A 20,898-nucleotide genomic window follows, 5' to 3' on the forward strand; every position below is an offset into this window, starting at 1 on the left:
TTAGTTGCCTCCTTCCTCAACAGCCTTTTTCTTAGCCGTAGGAAGTACCTCTCCACGATAGATCCATACTTTTACGCCAATACGGCCGTAAGTTGTATGAGCTTCAGCTGTGCCGTAGTCGATGTCGGCGCGAAGCGTATGAAGTGGCACTGTCCCTTCGCTGTAACCTTCTGTACGAGCGATTTCAGCACCGCCCAGACGACCGCTAACTGCAGTCTTGATTCCTTTCGCACCAGAACGCATGGAACGTTGAATTGATTGTTTCAAAGCGCGGCGGAAAGAAACACGGCGTTCCAGTTGTTGTGCAATGCTCTCTGCAACGAGAGTTGCGTCCAAATCTGGAGTTTTGATTTCCGAGATGTTGATGTGTACTTTTTTGCCGTTAGCAATTTTCGTTACTTCACGACGAAGTGCTTCAACTTCGGAACCGCCCTTACCGATTACCATACCCGGTTTCGCAGTGTGGATTGTAACGTTCACGCGGTTAGCTGCACGTTCAATCTCAATGCGGGATACGGCGGATTCTTTCAATTTATTCTTAAGGAATTCACGAATCTTAACGTCTTCGATGAGCAATGTACCGAAATCTTTTTCGGCATACCACTTGGATTCCCAATCGCGGATAACGCCCACTCGAAGTCCGACTGGATTTACCTTTTGACCCACACGTTGTCCCTCCTTATTTTTCAGATACTACAAGCGTGATGTGGCTTGTTCTTTTGTTAATGCGGCTCGCACGTCCCATAGCGCGTGGACGGAAACGTTTCATCGTTGGTCCTTGGTTTACGAAGACTTCCGAAATAACGAGACTATTAACGTCCATTTGATGGTTGTGTTCTGCATTGGCAATTGCAGAGTTCAACAATTTTTCAACCACTGGCGAAGCTGACTTCGGCGTGTGGCGCAAAATTGCGATTGCTTCGCCCACTTGTTTGCCGCGGATCAAGTCAATAACCAGCTTAACCTTGCGTGGGGCGATGCGAATGTTATTCGCATGTGCTTTTGCTTGCATGGAAGTACCTCCCCTCGAATGCTATATCAATAATTAGCGTTTGCCTGTTTTTCTGTCATCGTCATGACCTTTGTACGTACGAGTTGGTGCGAATTCGCCAAGCTTATGCCCAACCATATCTTCCGTTACGTATACTGGTACATGTTTACGTCCGTCATATACCCCGAACGTATGACCGATAAATTGAGGGAAAATCGTAGAACGACGGGACCAAGTCTTGATAACAACTTTCTTGCTTGTATCGTTCAATCCTTCAACTTTCTTCATCAGGTGACCATCAACGAATGGTCCTTTTTTCAAACTGCGACCCATATATGAATCCTCCCTTCGACAGAACTGATTCGTTTGTGATTACGCTGCTGCGCAATCAAATGGAAACATATTATTTCGTGCGACGACGAACGATATATTTATCGGAATGTTTACCTTTTTTACGCGTTTTGTAACCAAGTGTCGGTTTGCCCCATGGAGACATAGGAGACTTACGACCGATTGGAGCTTTACCTTCACCACCACCGTGAGGGTGATCAACCGGGTTCATTACCACACCACGAACGACTGGACGTTTGCCCAACCAGCGGTTACGGCCTGCTTTACCGATTTTGATAAGCTCATGGTCACCGTTACCTACGGAACCGATTGTAGCACGGCACACTTTCAACAATTTACGAACTTCGCCAGAAGACAAACGTACTGTTACGTACTTCTCTTCTTTACCAAGCAATTGAGCTTCCGTACCAGCGGCGCGAACCAACTGACCACCCTTACCTGGTTGCAATTCGATGTTGTGGATAACTGTACCTACTGGAATGTTTTCCATTGGCAATGCGTTACCGATCTTGATGTCTGCGCCGGTACCGGACTCGATAACGTCGCCTACTTTCAATCCTTTAGGAGCGATGATATAACGCTTTTCACCATCAGCATAGTTGATCAACGCAATGTTGGAAGTACGGTTTGGATCGTACTCAATTGTAGCAACGCGGCCTGGAATGCCATCCTTGTTACGTTTGAAATCGATGATACGGTATTTACGTTTGTGTCCACCACCGTGGTGACGAACCGTAATTTTACCTTGGTTGTTGCGGCCCGCAGTTTTGCTCAAAGGCGCCAGCAACGATTTCTCCGGTACATTCGTTGTAATTTCTTCGAACGTGGACACGCTCATATTACGACGAGCCGGGGATGTCGGTTTGTACTTTTTGATAGGCACTTGTTTTCCCTCCTTACTTCAGAAGTCTATATTAAACCGTCTCGAAGAACTCGAGTGGCTTGCTGTCTTTTGCCAAAGTGACAAACGCTTTTTTCCATTCGGAAGTGTAGCCGGAGTGACGGCCATAGCGTTTTGGCTTAGCAGGCATACGAAGCGTGTTCACGTTCGCTACCTTCACTTTGAAGATTTGCTCTACAGCCAATTTGATTTCAGTCTTGTTAGCACGCATATCAACTTCGAATACGTATTTCAAGTCATTCATCATGTCTGCTGTACGCTCAGTAATAACCGGACGCTTAATGATATCGCGAGGGTCTTTCATTATGCGAACACCTCCTCTACCTTCTGAACCGCATCCTTCGTGATGATGAGCTTCTCATGGCGAAGAACATCATATACGTTAACACCATCAGCTGCAACAAGCTTCACAGAAGGAATGTTGCGAGCGGAAAGTGCCACGTTGTCGTTGTACTCAGGAAGCACGACAAGCGCTTTGCGATCCACTTTTAGGTTGTTCAATACTGCCGCGAATTCCTTCGTTTTCGGTGTGTTCAAAGCAAGGCTATCGATTACGATAATTTGCTCTGCCAACACTTTCGAAGACAATGCGGATTTAATCGCCAAACGACGAACTTTCTTAGGAAGCTTGTAAGCATAGCTACGTGGTGTCGGTCCAAATACTGTACCGCCGCCAACCCATTGTGGCGAACGAATGGAACCTTGACGCGCACGACCTGTGCCTTTTTGTTTCCATGGTTTACGACCGCCGCCGCGAACTTCGGAACGGCCTTTAACTTTATGAGTACCTTGACGCATAGATGCAAGCTGCATCACAACTGCATCATGAAGTACGTTTTTGTTTGGTTCAATGCCGAATACGCTGTCGGACAATTCGATCTCGCCAACTTGCGCACCGCTCATGTTGTAAACTGCTACTTTAGGCATAATGTGCTCCTCCTTTCCTCACCAATTACTTTTTAATTGCAGATTTAACGTTAACGAAGCTGTTTTTAGGGCCTGGAATAGAACCTTTAACGAGGATAACATTGCGTTCTGCATCCACTTTAACAACTTCAAGATTTTGAATTGTTACTGTGTCAGTACCCATGTGACCTGGAAGGCGTTTGCCCTTCGGTACGCGGTTCGCTTGAATGGAACCCATGGAACCTGGTCCACGATGGTAACGGGAACCGTGAGACATAGGACCCGTGCTTTGTCCCCAACGCTTAATTACGCCGGCAAAGCCTTTACCTTTCGAGATACCTGTAACGTCAACGAATTCTCCCTCAGCGAACAAATCAGCCTTCAATTCTTGGCCAACTTCATATTGAGAAAGATCCACACCACGAAGTTCCTTAACGTAGCGCTTAGGTGTTGCGTTAGCTTTTTTCGCGTGACCGATTTCTGGTTTCGTAGCACGCTTTTCTTTCTTATCAGCGTAGCCGATTTGAATAGCTTCGTAGCCATCGTTCTCAACGTCTTTCTTTTGAAGAACGACGCAAGGGCCAGCTTCGATAACAGTTACCGGCAGTACATTACCTTCAGCGGTAAATACTTGAGTCATGCCGAGCTTTTTACCTAAGATACCTTTCATGTTGACACCTCTTTTCTTTCCTTAGTCCGTTCATAGTGAAGTAGAAACGGCTTCGCTATCCACATGTGGATAACCGTTTCAACTGTCTTACAATTTAATTTCGATATCTACACCGGACGGCAAGTCCAAGCGCATCAGCGCGTCCACCGTTTGCGGCGTTGGATTCACGATGTCGATAAGGCGCTTATGAGTGCGCATTTCGAACTGCTCGCGGGAATCCTTATACTTGTGCACCGCACGAAGAATCGTAATGATTTGCTTCTCCGTTGGCAACGGGATTGGACCGGATACTCCAGCACCGGAACGTTTAGCCGTTTCAACGATTTTCTCAGCGGATTGGTCAAGAATTCTGTGATCGTATGCTTTCAAGCGGATACGAATTTTTTGCTTTGCCATTTTAGTCCCTCCTTTTATCGCCCAATTTTGCATCGGACATACTCCGTGAAAATTTTCCTAACACATCGCCATGGCAAAGGGGCCGGGTGTGTCGGTAACCTCTCACTTCATCGCAACGTCGACGAACAACATTCACTATTATATATAAATATCCCGACTATTGCAAGTTTTTTTCGTAACTCTTTTTGACGATGCTTGCGGACAGCCAGGACACTACATAAATCGATTCTATTAGGCACTTGTTAGAGTCTATCACAGTTTATATATATAATAAAAGTTGAAGGTTCTGGATGTTGTTCCAGCCTCCGTAAGCTGCCCGAATTACTTCGCTCTCCATACTGTGCCGTCGGAGAACTTAACCGAAGTTACCTTCACACTTGCCTTTACCATAGTGTCATGCAAATGCATTTTCCAGGTGTAGACTCCTCTACTTCCCATTCCTATCACTTCAGACAGATTTTGAGCAATTCCCTTTAATGACGATTCCTTTGTAATGCTATTTCGGACGACTCGATTGTAACTGTCATATCCCGTCATTACAACTTCGAATGCGACAACTCTCTTTTCCGTTAAATTTATGATATCAACATTTACTTCAGGAGTACCTATAGAGTCATAACTCACTTCTGTACCTAGCACTTTTAATGGTTGGTTATTATTTTTCTTCAACTCCTGCTTCAAAAACTCTTTGACATCTTTCTCGAATACCAGATATTCCTTATCCAATTGGTACTTCACGTCTTCAAGTCGTGTCTTACTTTTGTAATAATCGATTTCATCCAAAGCTCTTGAGTTTGCTATTGTTTCCCCATCGGTGGTTACCACATTAAATAATACCGTTCCTAAGTATCCCATCACGATTCGTTTTGCATCGTCCTCTTGCTTATTACCTTTAACTGTAGCCACTGTTTCAACATTACGTAAGGTTTCGAATTTCTCTTTTATCTGCCCATCCTGTAAGTAGAAATGCTTAATTTGAATTTCACTCATCGTTTGACCACTGCGGTTATATACTTTATCGTCTGTGACCCAAATGTTCAATTCATTATTGTAAGTCGAAGTACTGAGGTTCAATTGTATTGTTTTACTTTTTGCATCCCATGTCATGCCACCAAACATTTTTAGGTCGCTTAAACGAATTACATTTGTGTTATCAATTTGATAGGCGGTTAGCTTAATGTTTCCCACGTAGATTTCTTTGTTTGTATATTGAACCGTAATTTCTTTTTTTGATGGAGCTGTATTCGCTTGTTTTACTCCTTTTACTTCCTTATTGAGGTTACGAGAAATGCGTATTGGATCCGATTTACCACCAACTGCTACATCAAATCCGTATTCGGTTAACTGTTTAATCGGTATCCAGAAAGAATTTCTAAACGTAAATCCTGATATCGATAAATCGTTTATTTTTCCTTTCATTTGCTCAGATGAAATCTTCCCAATAACAGCACCTTCTTGTAAATAGTTCGATTTTGCTGATGCTACGCCCGACAGCGAGGTCAGCAGTAATACACTTACAAGCGTCAATACAATCCCCTGAATCATACACTTTCTCATTTTTCTCCCCCTGCTCATCATAACGAAGTAAATACGAAAGCAATCATAACATGATAAACTGCCATAACATAGAAAAAGACTAGTTATTAAACCAGTCTCTTCCACTGTATGCTATATTTCTATCGAATAGGAAATTAATTAGGCTACAAATGCTTCGTCGTTCGATTGAGCTGCTCTGCAGATGCCGCAACTTCAGCTGTCGCCTCATGGATATGACTGATCATTTGCAGCAAATCGCTCATCTCGCCTTGGATATGCTCCATATTCGATGTACTCTGCTCAACATGATCAACAATTTGCTGGAACGCGTTTCCGGCAGCATCTGCTTGTCCCCGAACTGTTCCTACACTCGATTTCACGACTTCAATATTATATACAACTGCATTCGTTGCCAAATTCGAATTGCCGACGAGTTCTTCAATATGAGCCACGGTACCCTTTGTATGATCAGCCAGCTTGTTCACTTCTTTCGCTACTACGGCGAAGCCCGCACCATGTTCACCTGCACGCGCTGCTTCAATAGATGCATTAAGCGACAGCAGTTTCGTTTGACCTGCAATTTCCTTTACAGCACTAACAATTGTCCTGATCTGAGCAGACGTGTCCTTTAATTGATCAACATGCCCCTTCATCAAATAAGCATTGTGGTCAATGTCCTGAATGCGCTCGATATACGTACGCATCATTCGCTCCCCCTCATCTGCCTCTAGTTGAGCATGCCGTACAGTAGAAGCTGTATGTTCAATGATATTTTTTACACTCTTGCCTCGTTCGACCAGTTGTTCAATTGTATGCTTTGTTTCCGTCGTTAACAGTTCAAGTTGATTACTAAGTTGTGCGATACTCCCCTTCAGTTCATTCTTGACCTGTTGATATTGTTCTTCTCGTTCTAATCGGTTTCGTTCTTCATATGCCTCAAGGACAAGCTGTTGTTCCAAGTTCAATATTTTATTCACAGCCAAGATCGCCTTCATTCGATCTTCTACGTTGCGGATCTCCGCTGCAATCAGATCAAGAAGCCTGTTCTGCATATTCTGAAAAGCTGCCATGTACCATTTCGTTTCGAGACCGATATGGCGATGAACGTCTGCAATCCGAATTCGTTTCCCTACAAATTCATCATTTATCTTTCCATCAAACATTTCTTCGATATGACGTTCGAGCGTTAACTGCAATCGTTCGATTGTACTATGTTTTGTTATGAGTTGCTTTAAATGCTCTACACTCAAAATAACCGAATAAAATGCCTCCGTTAATGATTTCATGTGCGGCAATAAATATGGCTTGAGCTGACGCAGTAAAGTTAGGTCTTCTGTTGTCAATCCGATCACTTCGATCTGTTTATGTATAGGATGAGTTGTGGATAAAAGAATCATACCTTGCTCCATTAATTTAGCTTCTTCGGATATTGGTGTAATTCTATCCACAGTTTGTTGTTCCTTATTCCACTTTCCTGCCCATCCTAATAGCTTTTTGCTCATTTCCGTCGCTCTTCCTTCCTGCGCCTCACTTATCGGCCTAAATCCCTATATTACTAGATCTACATACCTATATGTAAGCTTATATTGTTACATATTATAGCGCTATAACAGAAATCATGTACAGTGATCTGGAAGGGACTTCTTGAAACAATATTGAACAAAAGCTGTGTTTCTTGTAAAGCAAAAAGCCCCTTATCCGTAAGGATAAGGGGCTCTTATTACCGACTATTGTCGGTAATATCATTATTTAATGATAGTTGCAACCGCACCAGCACCTACTGTACGGCCACCTTCGCGGATCGCGAAGCGTGTACCTTCTTCGATCGCGATTGGAGCGATCAATTGTACAGTAACTGTGATGTTGTCACCAGGCATAACCATTTCAGTACCTTCTGGCAAGTTGATGATACCAGTTACGTCCGTTGTACGGAAGTAGAACTGTGGACGGTAGCCTGTGAAGAATGGCTTATGACGGCCACCTTCTTCTTTAGTCAAAACGTAAACTTGAGCAGTGAACTCAGTATGTGGTTTAACCGAACCTGGCTTAACCAATACTTGACCACGCTCGATGTTGCTGCGGTCTACACCACGAAGCAACGCACCGATGTTGTCACCAGCTTGAGCGGAATCCAAAAGTTTACGGAACATTTCAACGCCTGTTACTACGGACTTACGAGTCTCTTCTTGGATACCAACGATTTCGATCTCGTCGCCGACTTTAACAGTACCACGCTCTACGCGGCCAGTAGCAACTGTACCACGACCAGTGATGGAGAATACGTCCTCGACTGGCATCAAGAATGGCTTGTCAGTGTCACGTTCTGGAGTTGGGATGTACTCGTCGATTTGTGTGAACAATTCAACGATTTTGTCAGCCCATTCTCCGTCTGGGTTTTGAAGAGCTTCACGAGCGGAACCGCGGATAACTGGAGTGTCATCGCCAGGGAATTCGTATTCGCTAAGCAAATCGCGAATTTCCATTTCAACCAATTCCAACAACTCTTCGTCTTCAACCATGTCGCATTTGTTCATGAATACGACGATGTAAGGTACGCCTACTTGGCGAGACAACAAGATGTGCTCGCGTGTTTGTGGCATTGGGCCGTCAGCTGCGGATACTACGAGAATCGCGCCATCCATTTGAGCAGCACCAGTGATCATGTTTTTAACATAGTCGGCGTGACCTGGGCAGTCAACGTGTGCATAGTGACGGTTAGCGGACTCATACTCTACGTGGGACGTGGAGATTGTGATACCGCGCTCGCGCTCTTCTGGAGCTTTATCGATTTGATCGAATGCTACAGCTGCACCGTTACCATATTTTTTAGACAGAACTGTTGTGATAGCCGCTGTCAAAGTTGTTTTACCATGGTCAACGTGACCAATTGTACCGATATTAACGTGCGGTTTCGTACGTTCAAACTTAGCCTTTGCCATTTGAACTAGTCCTCCTTCAATAAGTGGAATAGATATATGTTATAAGCAGCCGAGACACATGACAAGTCATGCGCTCAGCCGATAGCAAATGAATCAGAAGCGAAATTATTCGCCTTTGTTCTTCGCGATAATCTCTTCGGAGATATTCTTAGGAACTTCTTCATAGTGAGAGAGTTCCATAGAGAACACACCGCGTCCTTGAGTACCGGAACGCAATGTTGTGGAGTAACCGAACATCTCGGAGAGAGGCACCTTAGCACGGATAATTTGTGCACCTGCACGAGTATCCATACCTTCGATACGACCACGGCGGGAGTTCAACATACCCATAACGTCGCCCATGTACTCTTCTGGTACTGTAACTTCTACTTTCATGATTGGCTCAAGCAATACTGGCTTACACTTGTCCTTAGCAGCTTTAAGCGCCATGGAACCAGCGATTTTAAACGCCATTTCATTGGAGTCAACATCATGGTAGGAACCATCGAAGATAGTAGCCTTGAGGTCAACCAATGGGAAGCCTGCCAAGACACCGTTCTTCATGGATTCTTCAATACCAGCTTGAACCGCAGGTACGTATTCACGAGGGACTACGCCACCAACGATTTTGTTCTCGAACACGAATCCTGATCCTGCTTCGAGAGGTTCGAAGTCGATCCATACGTGACCGTATTGACCACGACCACCGGACTGACGTACGAATTTACCTTCAACTTTAGCTTGTTGACGGAATGTCTCACGATAAGCAACCTGTGGGCTACCTACGTTCGTCTCAACCTTGAACTCACGACGCATACGGTCGATGATGATATCCAGGTGAAGCTCACCCATACCGGACAAGATCGTTTGACCTGTCTCTTCATCAGTGTAAACACGGAGTGTTGGGTCTTCTTCTGTCAATTTCGACAAAGCTGTACCCATTTTATCTTGGTCTGCTTTTGTCTTCGGCTCAACTGCGATACTGATAACCGGATCTGGGAAGTTCATGGATTCCAAGATGATCGGAGACTTCTCATCGCAGAGTGTGTCGCCTGTACCGGTATCTTTCAAACCAACGGCAGCAGCGATATCGCCAGCATGTACTGTAGCGATTTCTTCACGGCTGTTCGCATGCATTTGAAGGATACGGCCAATACGTTCACGCTTGCCTTTTGTCGCGTTCAAGACGTAGGAACCGGAGTTCAATACACCAGAGTAAACGCGGAAGAACGTCAGCTTACCAACATAAGGGTCAGTCATGATCTTGAACGCAAGTGCCGAGAACGGCTCTTCGTCCGAAGAATGACGAACTTCTTCTTCACCATCTTCAAGATGACCTTTAATGTCAGGTACATCAAGCGGGGATGGCAAGTAGTCAACGACAGCGTCAATCATGAGCTGTACGCCTTTATTACGGTAAGAAGAACCACATACTACTGGGAAGATTTGAACATTACATACCCCTTTACGAAGAGCAGCTTTCAGTTCTGGAACCGAAATCTCTTCTCCTTCGAGGTATTTCATCATCAACTCTTCGTCGAGTTCTGCGATTTTCTCGATCATTTCCATACGAAGTTCAGCGACTTTGTCTTTGAACTCAGCAGGAACTTCTGTTTCATCAACTTCTTTACCCAAGTCATCTTTGAAGATGTAAGCTTTCTCTTCCATCAAATCAATGATGCCTGTGAAGTCGTTTTCTGCACCGATAGGCAGCTGAATTGCAACAGCGTTCGCTTGCAAACGATCCTTCATGGACTCAATAACGTTGAGGTAATCAGCGCCGATGATGTCCATTTTGTTAACGTAAGCGATACGAGGTACGCTGTACTTGTCAGCTTGACGCCATACCGTTTCAGATTGCGGTTCTACGCCTTCTTTAGCGGAGAACACGCCTACTGCTCCGTCCAATACGCGAAGGGAACGCTCAACCTCTACCGTAAAGTCAACGTGCCCCGGAGTGTCGATGATATTTACACGATGGCCCTTCCATTGCGCTGTAGTCGCAGCGGAAGTGATCGTAATACCACGCTCTTGCTCTTGTTCCATCCAGTCCATCGTAGCGGCGCCTTCATGCACCTCTCCGATTTTGTGAGTACGGCCTGTGTAGAACAAGATACGTTCCGTAGTTGTTGTTTTACCGGCATCGATGTGAGCCATGATTCCGATGTTACGCGTATTTGCTAAGGAGAACTCTCTTGCCATGGTATGGTCTCCCTTCAAATTGGGTTTGGTTACTCGAATATCGAGACCAAAACAGCTTTATCCTACCAACGGTAGTGAGCAAACGCTTTGTTCGCTTCAGCCATTTTGTGCGTATCTTCGCGTTTTTTAACTGCTGCACCAGTGTTGTTGGAAGCATCGATAATCTCTGCTGCCAAACGCTCTTCCATCGTTTTCTCACCGCGGTTGCGGGAGTAGTTAACCAACCAGCGCAATCCCAAGGATGTGCGGCGCTCAGGTTTAACTTCGATAGGTACTTGATAGTTAGAACCACCTACACGGCGAGCTTTAACTTCAAGGACTGGCATGATATTTTTTAGTGCTGCTTCAAATACTTCCATAGGATCGTTGCCTGTACGCTCACGAATGATTTCGAAAGAGTTGTACAAGATCGATTGAGCAACACCACGTTTACCGTCGAGCATGATGCGGTTGATCAAGCGAGTAACAAGCTTGCTGTTATACACCGGATCCGGCAACACGTCGCGCTTAGTAACAGGACCTTTGCGTGGCATGTGAATCCCCCTTTCTGAGTAGCATTAACTTCTTATTTCTTAGCTTTAGGACGTTTCGTACCGTATTTGGAACGAGCTTGCATACGATTGTTTACGCCTGCAGTATCCAATGCACCGCGAACGATGTGGTAACGAACACCCGGAAGGTCTTTTACACGACCACCGCGAACGAGAACAACACTGTGCTCTTGCAAGTTGTGGCCAATACCACCGATGTACGCTGTAACTTCTACACGGTTCGTCAAGCGAACACGAGCATATTTACGAAGCGCGGAGTTCGGTTTCTTCGGAGTCATTGTACCTACACGAGTGCAGACACCGCGTTTTTGTGGCGCGCTCAAATCCGTTTCTTCGCGTTTCAACGCGTTGAAACCTTTTTGCAAAGCTGGGGATTTGGATTTAGTTACTTTATCTTTGCGGCCCTTACGTACCAATTGGTTAATTGTTGGCATGTTGGCACCCCCTTCCCATATTATCGACACCTTCACAAATCATTCATTTAAGTCCACAGATCCAGGTGGTTCATAAATGAACAAATGAAATGTCTTTGCCCCAGAATTTCTTCTGTTACAAAAACAATCGGCTTCCCTATTCTTCTTCAACGACAGCTGCGACTGCTGCACCTACTTCAATGCCGCATGCCTTGCCAAGGTCGCGCATCGTGCTGACATATGTCAATTTGATGCCCTTCTTCTCACATAAGCTTACGACTTTCGATGTAACGTGTTCATCAGCGTCTTCGGCAATGTACACCTCGATGGCTTTATCAAGTTCAACCATCTTCAATGTTTGCTTCGTCCCAATACGAATTGTTGCATCCTGTAAACCTTTTTCATTACACATGATGCATGTTCCTCCAAAAGTACAGGTCTTTGTCTTGGGCACACTACGACATAATAGCACTTCGTTTACCCAGTGTCAAGCAATTTCATAACTTCTTTTTTAAAACGATATATTTGTCACAAAAATGGAGATTGGCGCCATCTAGACAGCGCCAACCACCTCATTTGAAACCTCTATAGTAGAGCTTACTCCGCTGCGCCAACACCTGCTGCATCAAGGGATTCTTCCGTTACTTCCTCGTCAAGCGGATTAATCACTTTAACGCTGCGATAACGGTTCATACCTGTACCTGCAGGAATCAACTTACCGATAATAACGTTCTCTTTCAAGCCGAGCAATTGGTCAACTTTACCTTTGATCGCTGCATCAGTAAGAACGCGAGTCGTCTCCTGGAAGGATGCTGCAGACAAGAAGGAGTCTGTCTCCAAGGATGCCTTCGTGATACCGAGCAAGATCGGTTTCGCAACAGCAGGTTCCTTGCCTGAGAGGATCGCTTCTTTGTTCGCTGCTTCATATTCATGCATGTCAACGAATGATCCTGGAAGCAATGTCGTTTCACCCGCATCGATGATACGGATTTTGCGAAGCATTTGCTTGATCATAACTTCAACGTGCTTATCGTTAATTTCTACCCCTTGGTTCCGGTATACGCGTTGAACTTCCTGCAAGATGTAGTTCTGAACGCCACGGATACCTTTAATGCGGAGCATTTCTTTAGGGTCGATAGAACCGTCTGTAATCTCATCGCCGGCTTCGATTGCCATGCCTTCGCTTACGCGGACACGAGAACCGTATGTGACGGAGTACACTTTGGACTCTGCCTCACCTTGGACTTCGATTTCGCGACGATCTTTCGCTTCGCGAATTTCTTTAACCACACCATCGATCTCGGAAATAATCGCTTGCCCTTTCGGATTGCGCGCCTCGAACAACTCCTGGATACGCGGCAAACCTTGTGTAATATCGTCACCCGCGACACCACCGGTATGGAACGTACGCATGGTGAGCTGTGTACCTGGTTCACCGATGGACTGAGCCGCGATGATACCAACAGATTCACCAATCTCAACGTGCTTACCAGTCGCCAGGTTGCGACCATAACAAATTTTACATACACCGTGACGAGCACGGCAGCTGAGTACGGAACGGATCATCATCTTCTTGACGCCAGCATTGACGATCAACTCTGCCTTATCCGTATCAATCAGTTCGTTGCGGTTAACAAGGATCTCCTTTGTCTCCGGATGACGAACCGTTTCACCGGAATAGCGACCTTCGATACGGTCATACAAGCCTTCGATAACTTCCTTACCGTCGGAGATGTTGGCTACTAAGAAGCCTTTATCCGTACCGCAATCCTCTTCACGAACGATAACGTCTTGTGCAACGTCAACGAGACGACGAGTCAAGTAACCCGAGTCCGCCGTACGAAGAGCCGTATCCGCGAGACCTTTACGCGCACCGTGAGTGGAAATAAAGTATTCCAAGACCGTCAGGCCCTCACGGAAGTTCGATTTAATTGGCAACTCGATGATTCGACCGGACGGGTTGGCCATGAGACCACGCATACCACCCAACTGAGTAATCTGCGATTTGTTACCCCGTGCTTTGGAGTCAACCATGAGCATGATGGAGTTGTAACGTTCCATCGATTTCATCAAAATCTCGGTAATACGATCTTTCGTGTTCGACCATACCTCGATAACACGATCGTAACGTTCCTCATTCGTAATCAGACCACGACGATACTGATTTGTAATGACACGAACCTTCTCTTCGGATTCCTTCAAGATATCCACTTTCTCTTGCGGTACGATAACGTCGGATACCGCAATCGAGATACCTGCTTTTGTGGAATACGTAAAGCCGATCTCCTTGATTCGATCCAAAATAACCGAAGTCTTCGTTGTATGGAATACATCGAAGCAGCGGGCGATAATTTGACCAAGATAGTCTTTACCTACACCACCTGTTTGCGGAATATTTTCGATTATTTCTCTAATATTCGCGCCTTTCTCATATACGAAATAATGATCCGGTGTTCCCTCGAACAAATTGCGCTTCGTCGGCTCATTGATGTACGGGAAATCTGCCGGGAATATTTCGTTGAAAATGATACGTCCAACCGTTGTAATAAGGAACGCATCTTGTTGTTTTTCAGTAAAGTCAGACTTGCCCAATTCACGTACTGGAATTGCAACACGTGCATGCAAGGATGCTGAACCACGTTGATAAGCAGATACAGCCTCATTCACGGAGCCAAAGATCATACCTGTTCCTTTAGCTTCCTTGTTGTCCATCGTCAAGTAGAAGGATCCGAGAACCATATCCTGAGATGGTGTTACAACTGGCTTACCGTCTTTCGGGTTCAAGATGTTACCGGAAGCGAGCATAAGAAGACGAGCTTCTGCTTGTGCTTCTGCAGACAACGGAACGTGAACCGCCATTTGGTCACCGTCGAAGTCAGCGTTGTAGGCTGTACATACGAGTGGGTGAAGACGGATTGCTTTCCCTTCTACCAGAATCGGTTCAAATGCTTGGATACCGAGTCGGTGAAGTGTTGGTGCACGGTTAAGCAAGACTGGGTGCTCACGAATAACCTCTTCGAGAACGTCCCATACTTCCGGGCTAATGCGCTCTACTTTACGTTTCGCGCTCTTAATGTTGTGTGCCAAACCTTTATTCACGAGTTCTTTCATGACAAAAGGTTTGAACAGCTCAAGCGCCATTTCCTTCGGCAAACCACATTGGTACATCTTCAAGTAAGGACCTACCACGATAACGGAACGACCAGAGTAGTCAACCCGTTTACCGAGCAAGTTCTGACGGAAGCGACCTTGCTTACCTTTGAGCATATGGCTGAGCGATTTCAATGGACGGTTACCAGGACCTGTTACTGGACGACCACGGCGACCGTTATCAATCAAGGCGTCTACTGCTTCTTGCAGCATGCGCTTCTCGTTCTGCACGATAATGTCCGGAGCACCCAAATCAAGCAAACGCTTCAAGCGGTTGTTCCGGTTGATAACACGGCGATACAGGTCATTCAAGTCAGACGTCGCGAAGCGACCGCCATCGAGCTGTACCATTGGACGAAGCTCTGGAGGAATAACCGGAAGAACATCGAGAATCATCCAATCTGGTTGGTTGCCAGAGTTACGGAATGCCTCGATTACTTCTAGTCGCTTGATCGCACGGTTGCGGCGTTGGCCTTGTGCCGTACGAAGCTCTTCCTTCAGCACTTCAAGTTCTTTCTCAACATCCAAGTCTTGCAACAGCTTCTTAACTGCTTCAGCACCCATACCAGCTTGGAATGCATGACCATATTTTTCACGGTAGCTGCGATATTCCTTCTCGGAAAGCAGTTGCTTTTTCTCAAGAGGTGTATCCCCAGGCTCTGTTACAACATAAGAAGCAAAGTAAATGATCTCTTCCAAGGAGCGTGGAGACATGTCCAGCGCCAAGCCCATGCGGCTTGGAATCCCCTTGAAGTACCAAATGTGCGATACAGGAGCAGCCAATTCAATATGGCCCATCCGTTCACGGCGCACCTTCTGGCGTGTTACTTCAACGCCGCATCGATCACAGACAACGCCTTTGTAACGTACACGCTTGTATTTACCGCAATGACACTCCCAGTCCTTCGTCGGCCCGAAAATCTTCTCGCAGAACAAACCTTCTTTCTCCGGTTTGAGCGTACGATAGTTAATCGTTTCCGGCTTCTTGACTTCGCCACGGGACCAAGAACGAATCTTTTCGGGAGAGGCAAGCCCGATTTTCATAAATTCAAAATTGTTGACGTCCATCAAGGAGCGACCCTCCTTAATCTGTACTTGAGTGTACCGCTCTGTCAGTACACAGGAGCGGAATTCTGTGTTCGAACCATATATGGGCTGGCGGTGGCCGTATAGCAATTCGCTAACGGCCACCGTCCGATCCAACGTTATACGACTTCGGCAGCTTACTCGGTGACGTACTCGTCATCCATGCCGAGATTCAACTTATCCTGCGGAATATCGTCATCTTCATCGATTTCACGCATCTCAATTTCTTCTTCGTTCTCTGTCAAGATCTTGACATCCATACCCAAGCTTTGAAGCTCTTTGATAAGGACCTTGAACGATTCAGGAACACCTGGCTCAGGAACATTTTCGCCCTTCACAATCGATTCATACGTCTTCACGCGGCCGACGACATCATCGGACTTGACTGTAAGAATCTCTTGCAATGTATAAGCTGCACCATAGGCTTCGAGTGCCCATACCTCCATCTCCCCGAAGCGCTGACCACCGAACTGTGCTTTACCACCGAGCGGCTGCTGCGTAACGAGAGAGTATGGTCCAGTAGAACGAGCATGGATCTTATCATCAACCATGTGTGCGAGCTTGATCATGTACATGACACCAACCGTAACTTCGCGCTCGAACGGGTCACCTGTACGACCGTCGTACAAGATTGTCTTACCGTTGCGCTGCATGCCTGCTTCTTCCATCGTATCGAACACGTCATACTCTGTAGCACCGTCGAATACCGGAGTAGCCATGTGCATACCAAGATAACGTGCCGCCATACCCAAGTGAACCTCGAGTACCTGACCGATGTTCATCCGCGATGGTACCCCTAGTGGGTTCAAGACGACTTGAACAGGCGTACCGTCCGGAAGGAACGGCATATCTTCTTCAGGCAAGATACGTGCGATGACACCCTTGTTACCGTGGCGTCCCGCCATCTTATCGCCCTCGGAAATTTTACGTTTTTGGGCAATATAAACACGAACGAGTTGATTCACACCTGGAGGGAGTTCGTCCCCGTTCTCACGTGTAAATACTTTAACATCAACGACGATACCGTCAGTACCGTGAGGCACACGCAAGGAAGTATCACGTACTTCACGCGCCTTCTCGCCGAAGATTGCATGCAAGAGGCGTTCTTCTGCTGTCAGTTCCGTAACCCCTTTAGGTGTTACTTTACCAACGAGAATGTCACCGTCTTTAATTTCCGCACCGACGCGAATGATTCCGCGCTCATCCAAGTTCTTGAGCGCTTCTTCGCCGACGTTCGGAATATCACGAGTAATCTCTTCTGGTCCAAGTTTCGTATCACGAGCTTCGGACTCGTACTCTTCGATGTGAATGGACGTGTATACATCCTCTTTCACCATCTTCTCGGAGAGCAAGATCGCATCCTCGTAGTTGTAACCTTCCCATGTCATGAACGCGACGACAACGTTGCGTCCAAGGGCCAATTCACCAACCTCAGTGGAAGGTCCGTCCGCCAAGATGTCGCCTTTTTTGACGATATCGCCTTTTTTGGCAAGTGGACGTTGGTTAATGCATGTTCCTTGGTTGGAACGCATAAACTTCTGCAATTTATATTTGACGAGGTCACCTCTGACCTCTTTACCATCAATCACTTCAACCTTGCGAACTTGAACTTCATTCGCTGTAACACGCTCGATGACACCGTCTACTTTGGAGACGATACATACACCAGAGTCTTTTGCAGACTTGTATTCCATTCCTGTACCAACAAACGGAGCTTCTGGTATGAGCAAAGGCACCGCTTGCCGCTGCATGTTCGATCCCATGAGCGCACGGTTGGAGTCATCGTTCTCCAAGAACGGAATGAGCGCTGTCGCCACCGACACAACCTGCTTCGGCGATACATCCATGTAGTCAACACGATCCGTTGGCATCGTCAAGATGTTATCTGATTGCTTGTTGTAACGAACGATAGCTGTTTCGTCACGGAATGTGCCGTCTTCATTCAGCGGTGCATTCGCCTGTGCGACTACATAGTTATCTTCTTCGTCAGCAGTCATGTAATCGATTTGTTCTGTAACCTGCCCTGTCTTCGGATCGACCCAACGATATGGTGCTTCAATGAAGCCATACTCGTTCACTCGAGCAAACGTAGACAAGGAGTTGATCAAACCGATGTTCGGACCCTCTGGAGTCTCGATCGGACACATACGGCCATAATGGGATGGATGGACGTCACGAACTTCAAAGCCCGCGCGCTCACGCGTCAAACCACCAGGTCCGAGTGCAGACAGACGACGCTTATGCGTAAGTTCCGCAAGTGGGTTCGTCTGATCCATGAACTGAGACAACTGCGAGCTACCGAAGAACTCTTTAATGGATGCAATAACCGGGCGAATGTTAATGAGCGCCTGTGGCGTAATCACGTTCGCATCCTGAATGGACATCCGCTCGCGCACAACGCGCTCCATACGGGACAAACCGATACGGAACTGGTTCTGCAGCAATTCACCAACGGAACGCAGACGACGGTTACCCAAGTGGTCGATATCATCTGTGCTACCAATTCCGTGCAGCAAGTTAATAAAGTAGTTGATCGACGAAATGATATCCGCTGGAGTAATGTTCTTCACGGACTTGTCGATATTGCGGTTTGCAATAATTTTAGTAACTTTACCGTCCTCAATTGGCGAGAACACGTCGATGACTTGAACCGGAATATCTTCCGACTCCATAACTCCGCCTGCCACATGATAGGTTTTGAAACCTACATTGCTTTCAAGACGAGGCAGAATTTCGTCCAAGAGACGACGGTCAACAACTTGACCTGCTTCAGCAATGATTTCGCCTGTTTCTGTATCAACAAGCGATTCCGCCAAGCGTTGATTGAACAAACGGTTCTTAATGTGAAGCTTCTTATTAATCTTGTAACGACCTACATTCGCTAGATCATAGCGCTTCGGATCGAAGAAACGTGCAATCAGCAAGCTTCTTGCATTCTCGAGTGTAGGAGGCTCGCCCGGACGCAGACGCTCGTAGATTTCAATCAGAGCCTTCTCTGTTGAATCCGTATTATCTTTGTCCAGCGTATTGCGGATATACTCATCATGGCCAAGCAAATCTAAGATTTGCTCGTCTGTACCGAATCCAAGTGCTCTCAGCAATACCGTAACAGGAATTTTACGAGTACGGTCGATACGAACATAGATAATGTCCTTCGCATCCATCTCAAGTTCCAGCCATGCACCACGATTCGGTATAACTGTCGCCGTGTAAGTTTTCTTCCCGTTCTTGTCAACTTTAGTACTGAAATAGACACTCGGAGAGCGAACCAACTGGCTGACAATTACACGTTCAGCACCATTAATGACGAACGTGCCCGTTTCCGTCATGAGCGGGAAATCACCCATAAACACTTCCTGCTCTTTGACCTCTCCGGTCTCTTTGTTAAGAAGGCGCACTTTCACGCGGAGCGGCGCCGCATAAGTTACATCGCGTTCTTTCGAATCATCGACTGTATATTTGGGTTCACCCAAGCTGTAATCGATAAATTCCAAAACCAAATTACCTGTGAAATCCTGAATCGGCGAAATATCTTGGAACATTTCGCGCAATCCTTCGTCCAAAAACCATTGATACGATTTCTGTTGGATTTCAATCAAGTTCGGAACTTCGAGTACCTCTTTGATGCGCGCATAACTGCGCCGAGTGCGTCGTCCATATTGAACAAGATGTCCTGCCAACTTTAACTCACCCCTCATGTCTACTCACAAAAATGGATTGCGAATCCTTTTCGGTATCCTTTATAATAAAGTCCACGAAAGAGACTCTAAAAACAAATAATATAGTACAAAATGTCAGAAAAAAGAAAAACGCACGTTCACGGCAAAACGCAAATGCGATGGACGCCGTTTTCCCCCGTGTCGCCGTTTCCTGTTGTCGATACAACTACATATCCGATAGACTTGCCCAAAATGTAAACATTATACGTCATTTCGCAAAAATGTATGCATCCTTTCAAAAAAAGGCTTGACATTTGGGCCATGTGTAGACATGGAGTCCATCCTAATACTGACATTTTATAATAATACCATATTGGGCACTCAGAGTCAACTTGGAAATGATTTCTTCGCTTGATAGATCCGATACCCTTTGTCCTTCACAACTAACTCTACGTTTTCTTCTCCAAACAACTGCTGCAGCTTCGCTTCCGCTGATGGCGCTCCCTGTTTCTTCTGAATGACAATCCATAGAGAACCTCCGTCTGCTAAATGCTCATAGGATTGTTCAAAGATGCGATGAACAACCTCTTTGCCTGCACGAATCGGCGGATTGGTGAGAATAACAGAATAATGCTCACTACCTAGCGCATTGAGGCCATCACTCTCTTGAATCGTGACGTTATGGACTCCATTTAGAAGAGCGTTCTCTCTCGCTAAATCTAAGGCTCGCTCATTCACATCTACCATCGTTACTCGTCCGCGCTTAGCCAGTTTTGCAGCTGTTAATCCAATCGGCCCATAGCCACAGCCGACATCAAGAACGGTGGCGTCTTCAGGAATGTCCATGCAATCAATCAGCACTCGACTGCCGTAATCGACACCGCCTTTGGAAAATACACCGGCATCCGACACGAATGCTAGCTGCATACCTCGCAAGGATGCCGTCCATTTCTTGCGATTATGCTCTACATCTGGACGCTTGCTGTAATAATGCCCTGCCATCTTGATCCCTTCCTGTCATGGTAAAAATAAAAAGTGCTATCGTTCATTGGCTAAGATGCGCGTCGAGTTCCCTATTTACACTTCGTATTCGATGACACCTAAGCTAAATCGGTAAGTCGTATCTTAGACAACGAACCCCTTGAAAACAAGTTCCAAGGGGTTCGCA

Annotated in this window: 18 protein-coding genes; all 18 read right to left on the reverse strand. The window is 46.1% G+C overall.

Translation table 11 applies throughout. The features are described from left to right. Window positions 1-666 carry a 30S ribosomal protein S3 gene (rpsC, locus tag BP95_RS0114185; RefSeq protein ID WP_021252453.1) on the reverse strand — a complete coding sequence of 222 codons (666 nt, stop codon included), beginning with the start codon at window positions 664-666 and terminating at the stop codon, window positions 1-3. 13 nt (window positions 667-679) lie between these two features. Beyond that, complete coding sequence (gene rplV, locus BP95_RS0114190; protein WP_021252454.1) at window positions 680-1,012, reverse strand: 50S ribosomal protein L22; 333 nt, start codon at window positions 1,010-1,012, stop codon at window positions 680-682. Window positions 1,013-1,045: 33 nt separating this feature from the next. Continuing rightward, window positions 1,046-1,324, reverse strand: a complete 279-nt coding sequence (gene rpsS / locus BP95_RS0114195) for a 30S ribosomal protein S19 (protein WP_021252455.1) — start codon at window positions 1,322-1,324, stop codon at window positions 1,046-1,048. Between the two features lie 70 nt (window positions 1,325-1,394). Continuing rightward, a complete protein-coding gene (rplB, locus tag BP95_RS0114200; RefSeq protein WP_021252456.1) occupies window positions 1,395-2,225 on the reverse strand; it encodes a 50S ribosomal protein L2 in 831 nt (276 codons plus the stop codon). 31 nt (window positions 2,226-2,256) lie between these two features. Then, window positions 2,257-2,547, reverse strand: coding sequence for a 50S ribosomal protein L23 (gene rplW / locus BP95_RS0114205; protein WP_005544549.1), 291 nt, complete (start codon window positions 2,545-2,547; stop codon window positions 2,257-2,259). Further along, on the reverse strand, window positions 2,547-3,170 hold the full coding sequence (gene rplD / locus BP95_RS0114210) for a 50S ribosomal protein L4 (RefSeq protein ID WP_021252457.1): 624 nt from the start codon (window positions 3,168-3,170) through the stop codon (window positions 2,547-2,549). The genes rplW and rplD overlap by 1 nt, the downstream gene beginning before the upstream one ends. 25 nt (window positions 3,171-3,195) lie before the next feature. Next, window positions 3,196-3,819 (reverse strand): 50S ribosomal protein L3, encoded by a 624-nt coding sequence (gene rplC, locus BP95_RS0114215; RefSeq protein WP_021252458.1) that lies wholly within the window; start codon window positions 3,817-3,819, stop codon window positions 3,196-3,198. A gap of 87 nt (window positions 3,820-3,906) precedes the next feature. Beyond that, window positions 3,907-4,215 (reverse strand): 30S ribosomal protein S10, encoded by a 309-nt coding sequence (gene rpsJ, locus BP95_RS0114220; protein ID WP_005544556.1) that lies wholly within the window; start codon window positions 4,213-4,215, stop codon window positions 3,907-3,909. Between the two features lie 321 nt (window positions 4,216-4,536). Continuing rightward, entirely contained in the window at window positions 4,537-5,772 is a 1,236-nt protein-coding gene (locus BP95_RS0114225; RefSeq protein ID WP_028532519.1) for a hypothetical protein, read from the reverse strand. A 143-nt stretch (window positions 5,773-5,915) separates the two neighbouring features. Further along, the gene (locus tag BP95_RS0114230; protein ID WP_021252460.1) at window positions 5,916-7,253 is read right to left on the reverse strand and encodes a globin-coupled sensor protein; all 1,338 of its coding nucleotides are present in this window, start codon (window positions 7,251-7,253) and stop codon (window positions 5,916-5,918) included. Between the two features lie 243 nt (window positions 7,254-7,496). Further along, the gene (gene tuf / locus BP95_RS0114235; RefSeq protein ID WP_021252461.1) at window positions 7,497-8,690 is read right to left on the reverse strand and encodes an elongation factor Tu; all 1,194 of its coding nucleotides are present in this window, start codon (window positions 8,688-8,690) and stop codon (window positions 7,497-7,499) included. Window positions 8,691-8,795: 105 nt separating this feature from the next. Continuing rightward, window positions 8,796-10,871 (reverse strand): elongation factor G, encoded by a 2,076-nt coding sequence (fusA, locus tag BP95_RS0114240; protein WP_021252462.1) that lies wholly within the window; start codon window positions 10,869-10,871, stop codon window positions 8,796-8,798. Window positions 10,872-10,933: 62 nt separating this feature from the next. Next, on the reverse strand, window positions 10,934-11,404 hold the full coding sequence (rpsG, locus tag BP95_RS0114245; RefSeq protein WP_021252463.1) for a 30S ribosomal protein S7: 471 nt from the start codon (window positions 11,402-11,404) through the stop codon (window positions 10,934-10,936). A 32-nt stretch (window positions 11,405-11,436) separates the two neighbouring features. After that, entirely contained in the window at window positions 11,437-11,856 is a 420-nt protein-coding gene (rpsL, locus tag BP95_RS0114250; RefSeq protein WP_005544563.1) for a 30S ribosomal protein S12, read from the reverse strand. A gap of 136 nt (window positions 11,857-11,992) precedes the next feature. Continuing rightward, window positions 11,993-12,247, reverse strand: a complete 255-nt coding sequence (locus BP95_RS0114255) for a ribosomal L7Ae/L30e/S12e/Gadd45 family protein (protein WP_021252464.1) — start codon at window positions 12,245-12,247, stop codon at window positions 11,993-11,995. A gap of 185 nt (window positions 12,248-12,432) precedes the next feature. Beyond that, complete coding sequence (gene rpoC / locus BP95_RS0114260; protein ID WP_021252465.1) at window positions 12,433-16,056, reverse strand: DNA-directed RNA polymerase subunit beta'; 3,624 nt, start codon at window positions 16,054-16,056, stop codon at window positions 12,433-12,435. Between the two features lie 152 nt (window positions 16,057-16,208). Beyond that, window positions 16,209-19,751, reverse strand: a complete 3,543-nt coding sequence (rpoB, locus tag BP95_RS0114265; RefSeq protein WP_021252466.1) for a DNA-directed RNA polymerase subunit beta — start codon at window positions 19,749-19,751, stop codon at window positions 16,209-16,211. A gap of 366 nt (window positions 19,752-20,117) precedes the next feature. Beyond that, window positions 20,118-20,732 (reverse strand): class I SAM-dependent methyltransferase, encoded by a 615-nt coding sequence (locus BP95_RS0114270; protein ID WP_028532521.1) that lies wholly within the window; start codon window positions 20,730-20,732, stop codon window positions 20,118-20,120. Between the last annotated feature and the right edge of the window lie 166 nt (window positions 20,733-20,898).

The sequence above is a fragment of the Paenibacillus sp. UNC217MF genome (assembly GCF_000686865.1).
Lineage (GTDB): Bacteria > Bacillota > Bacilli > Paenibacillales > Paenibacillaceae > Paenibacillus_B > Paenibacillus_B suaedae.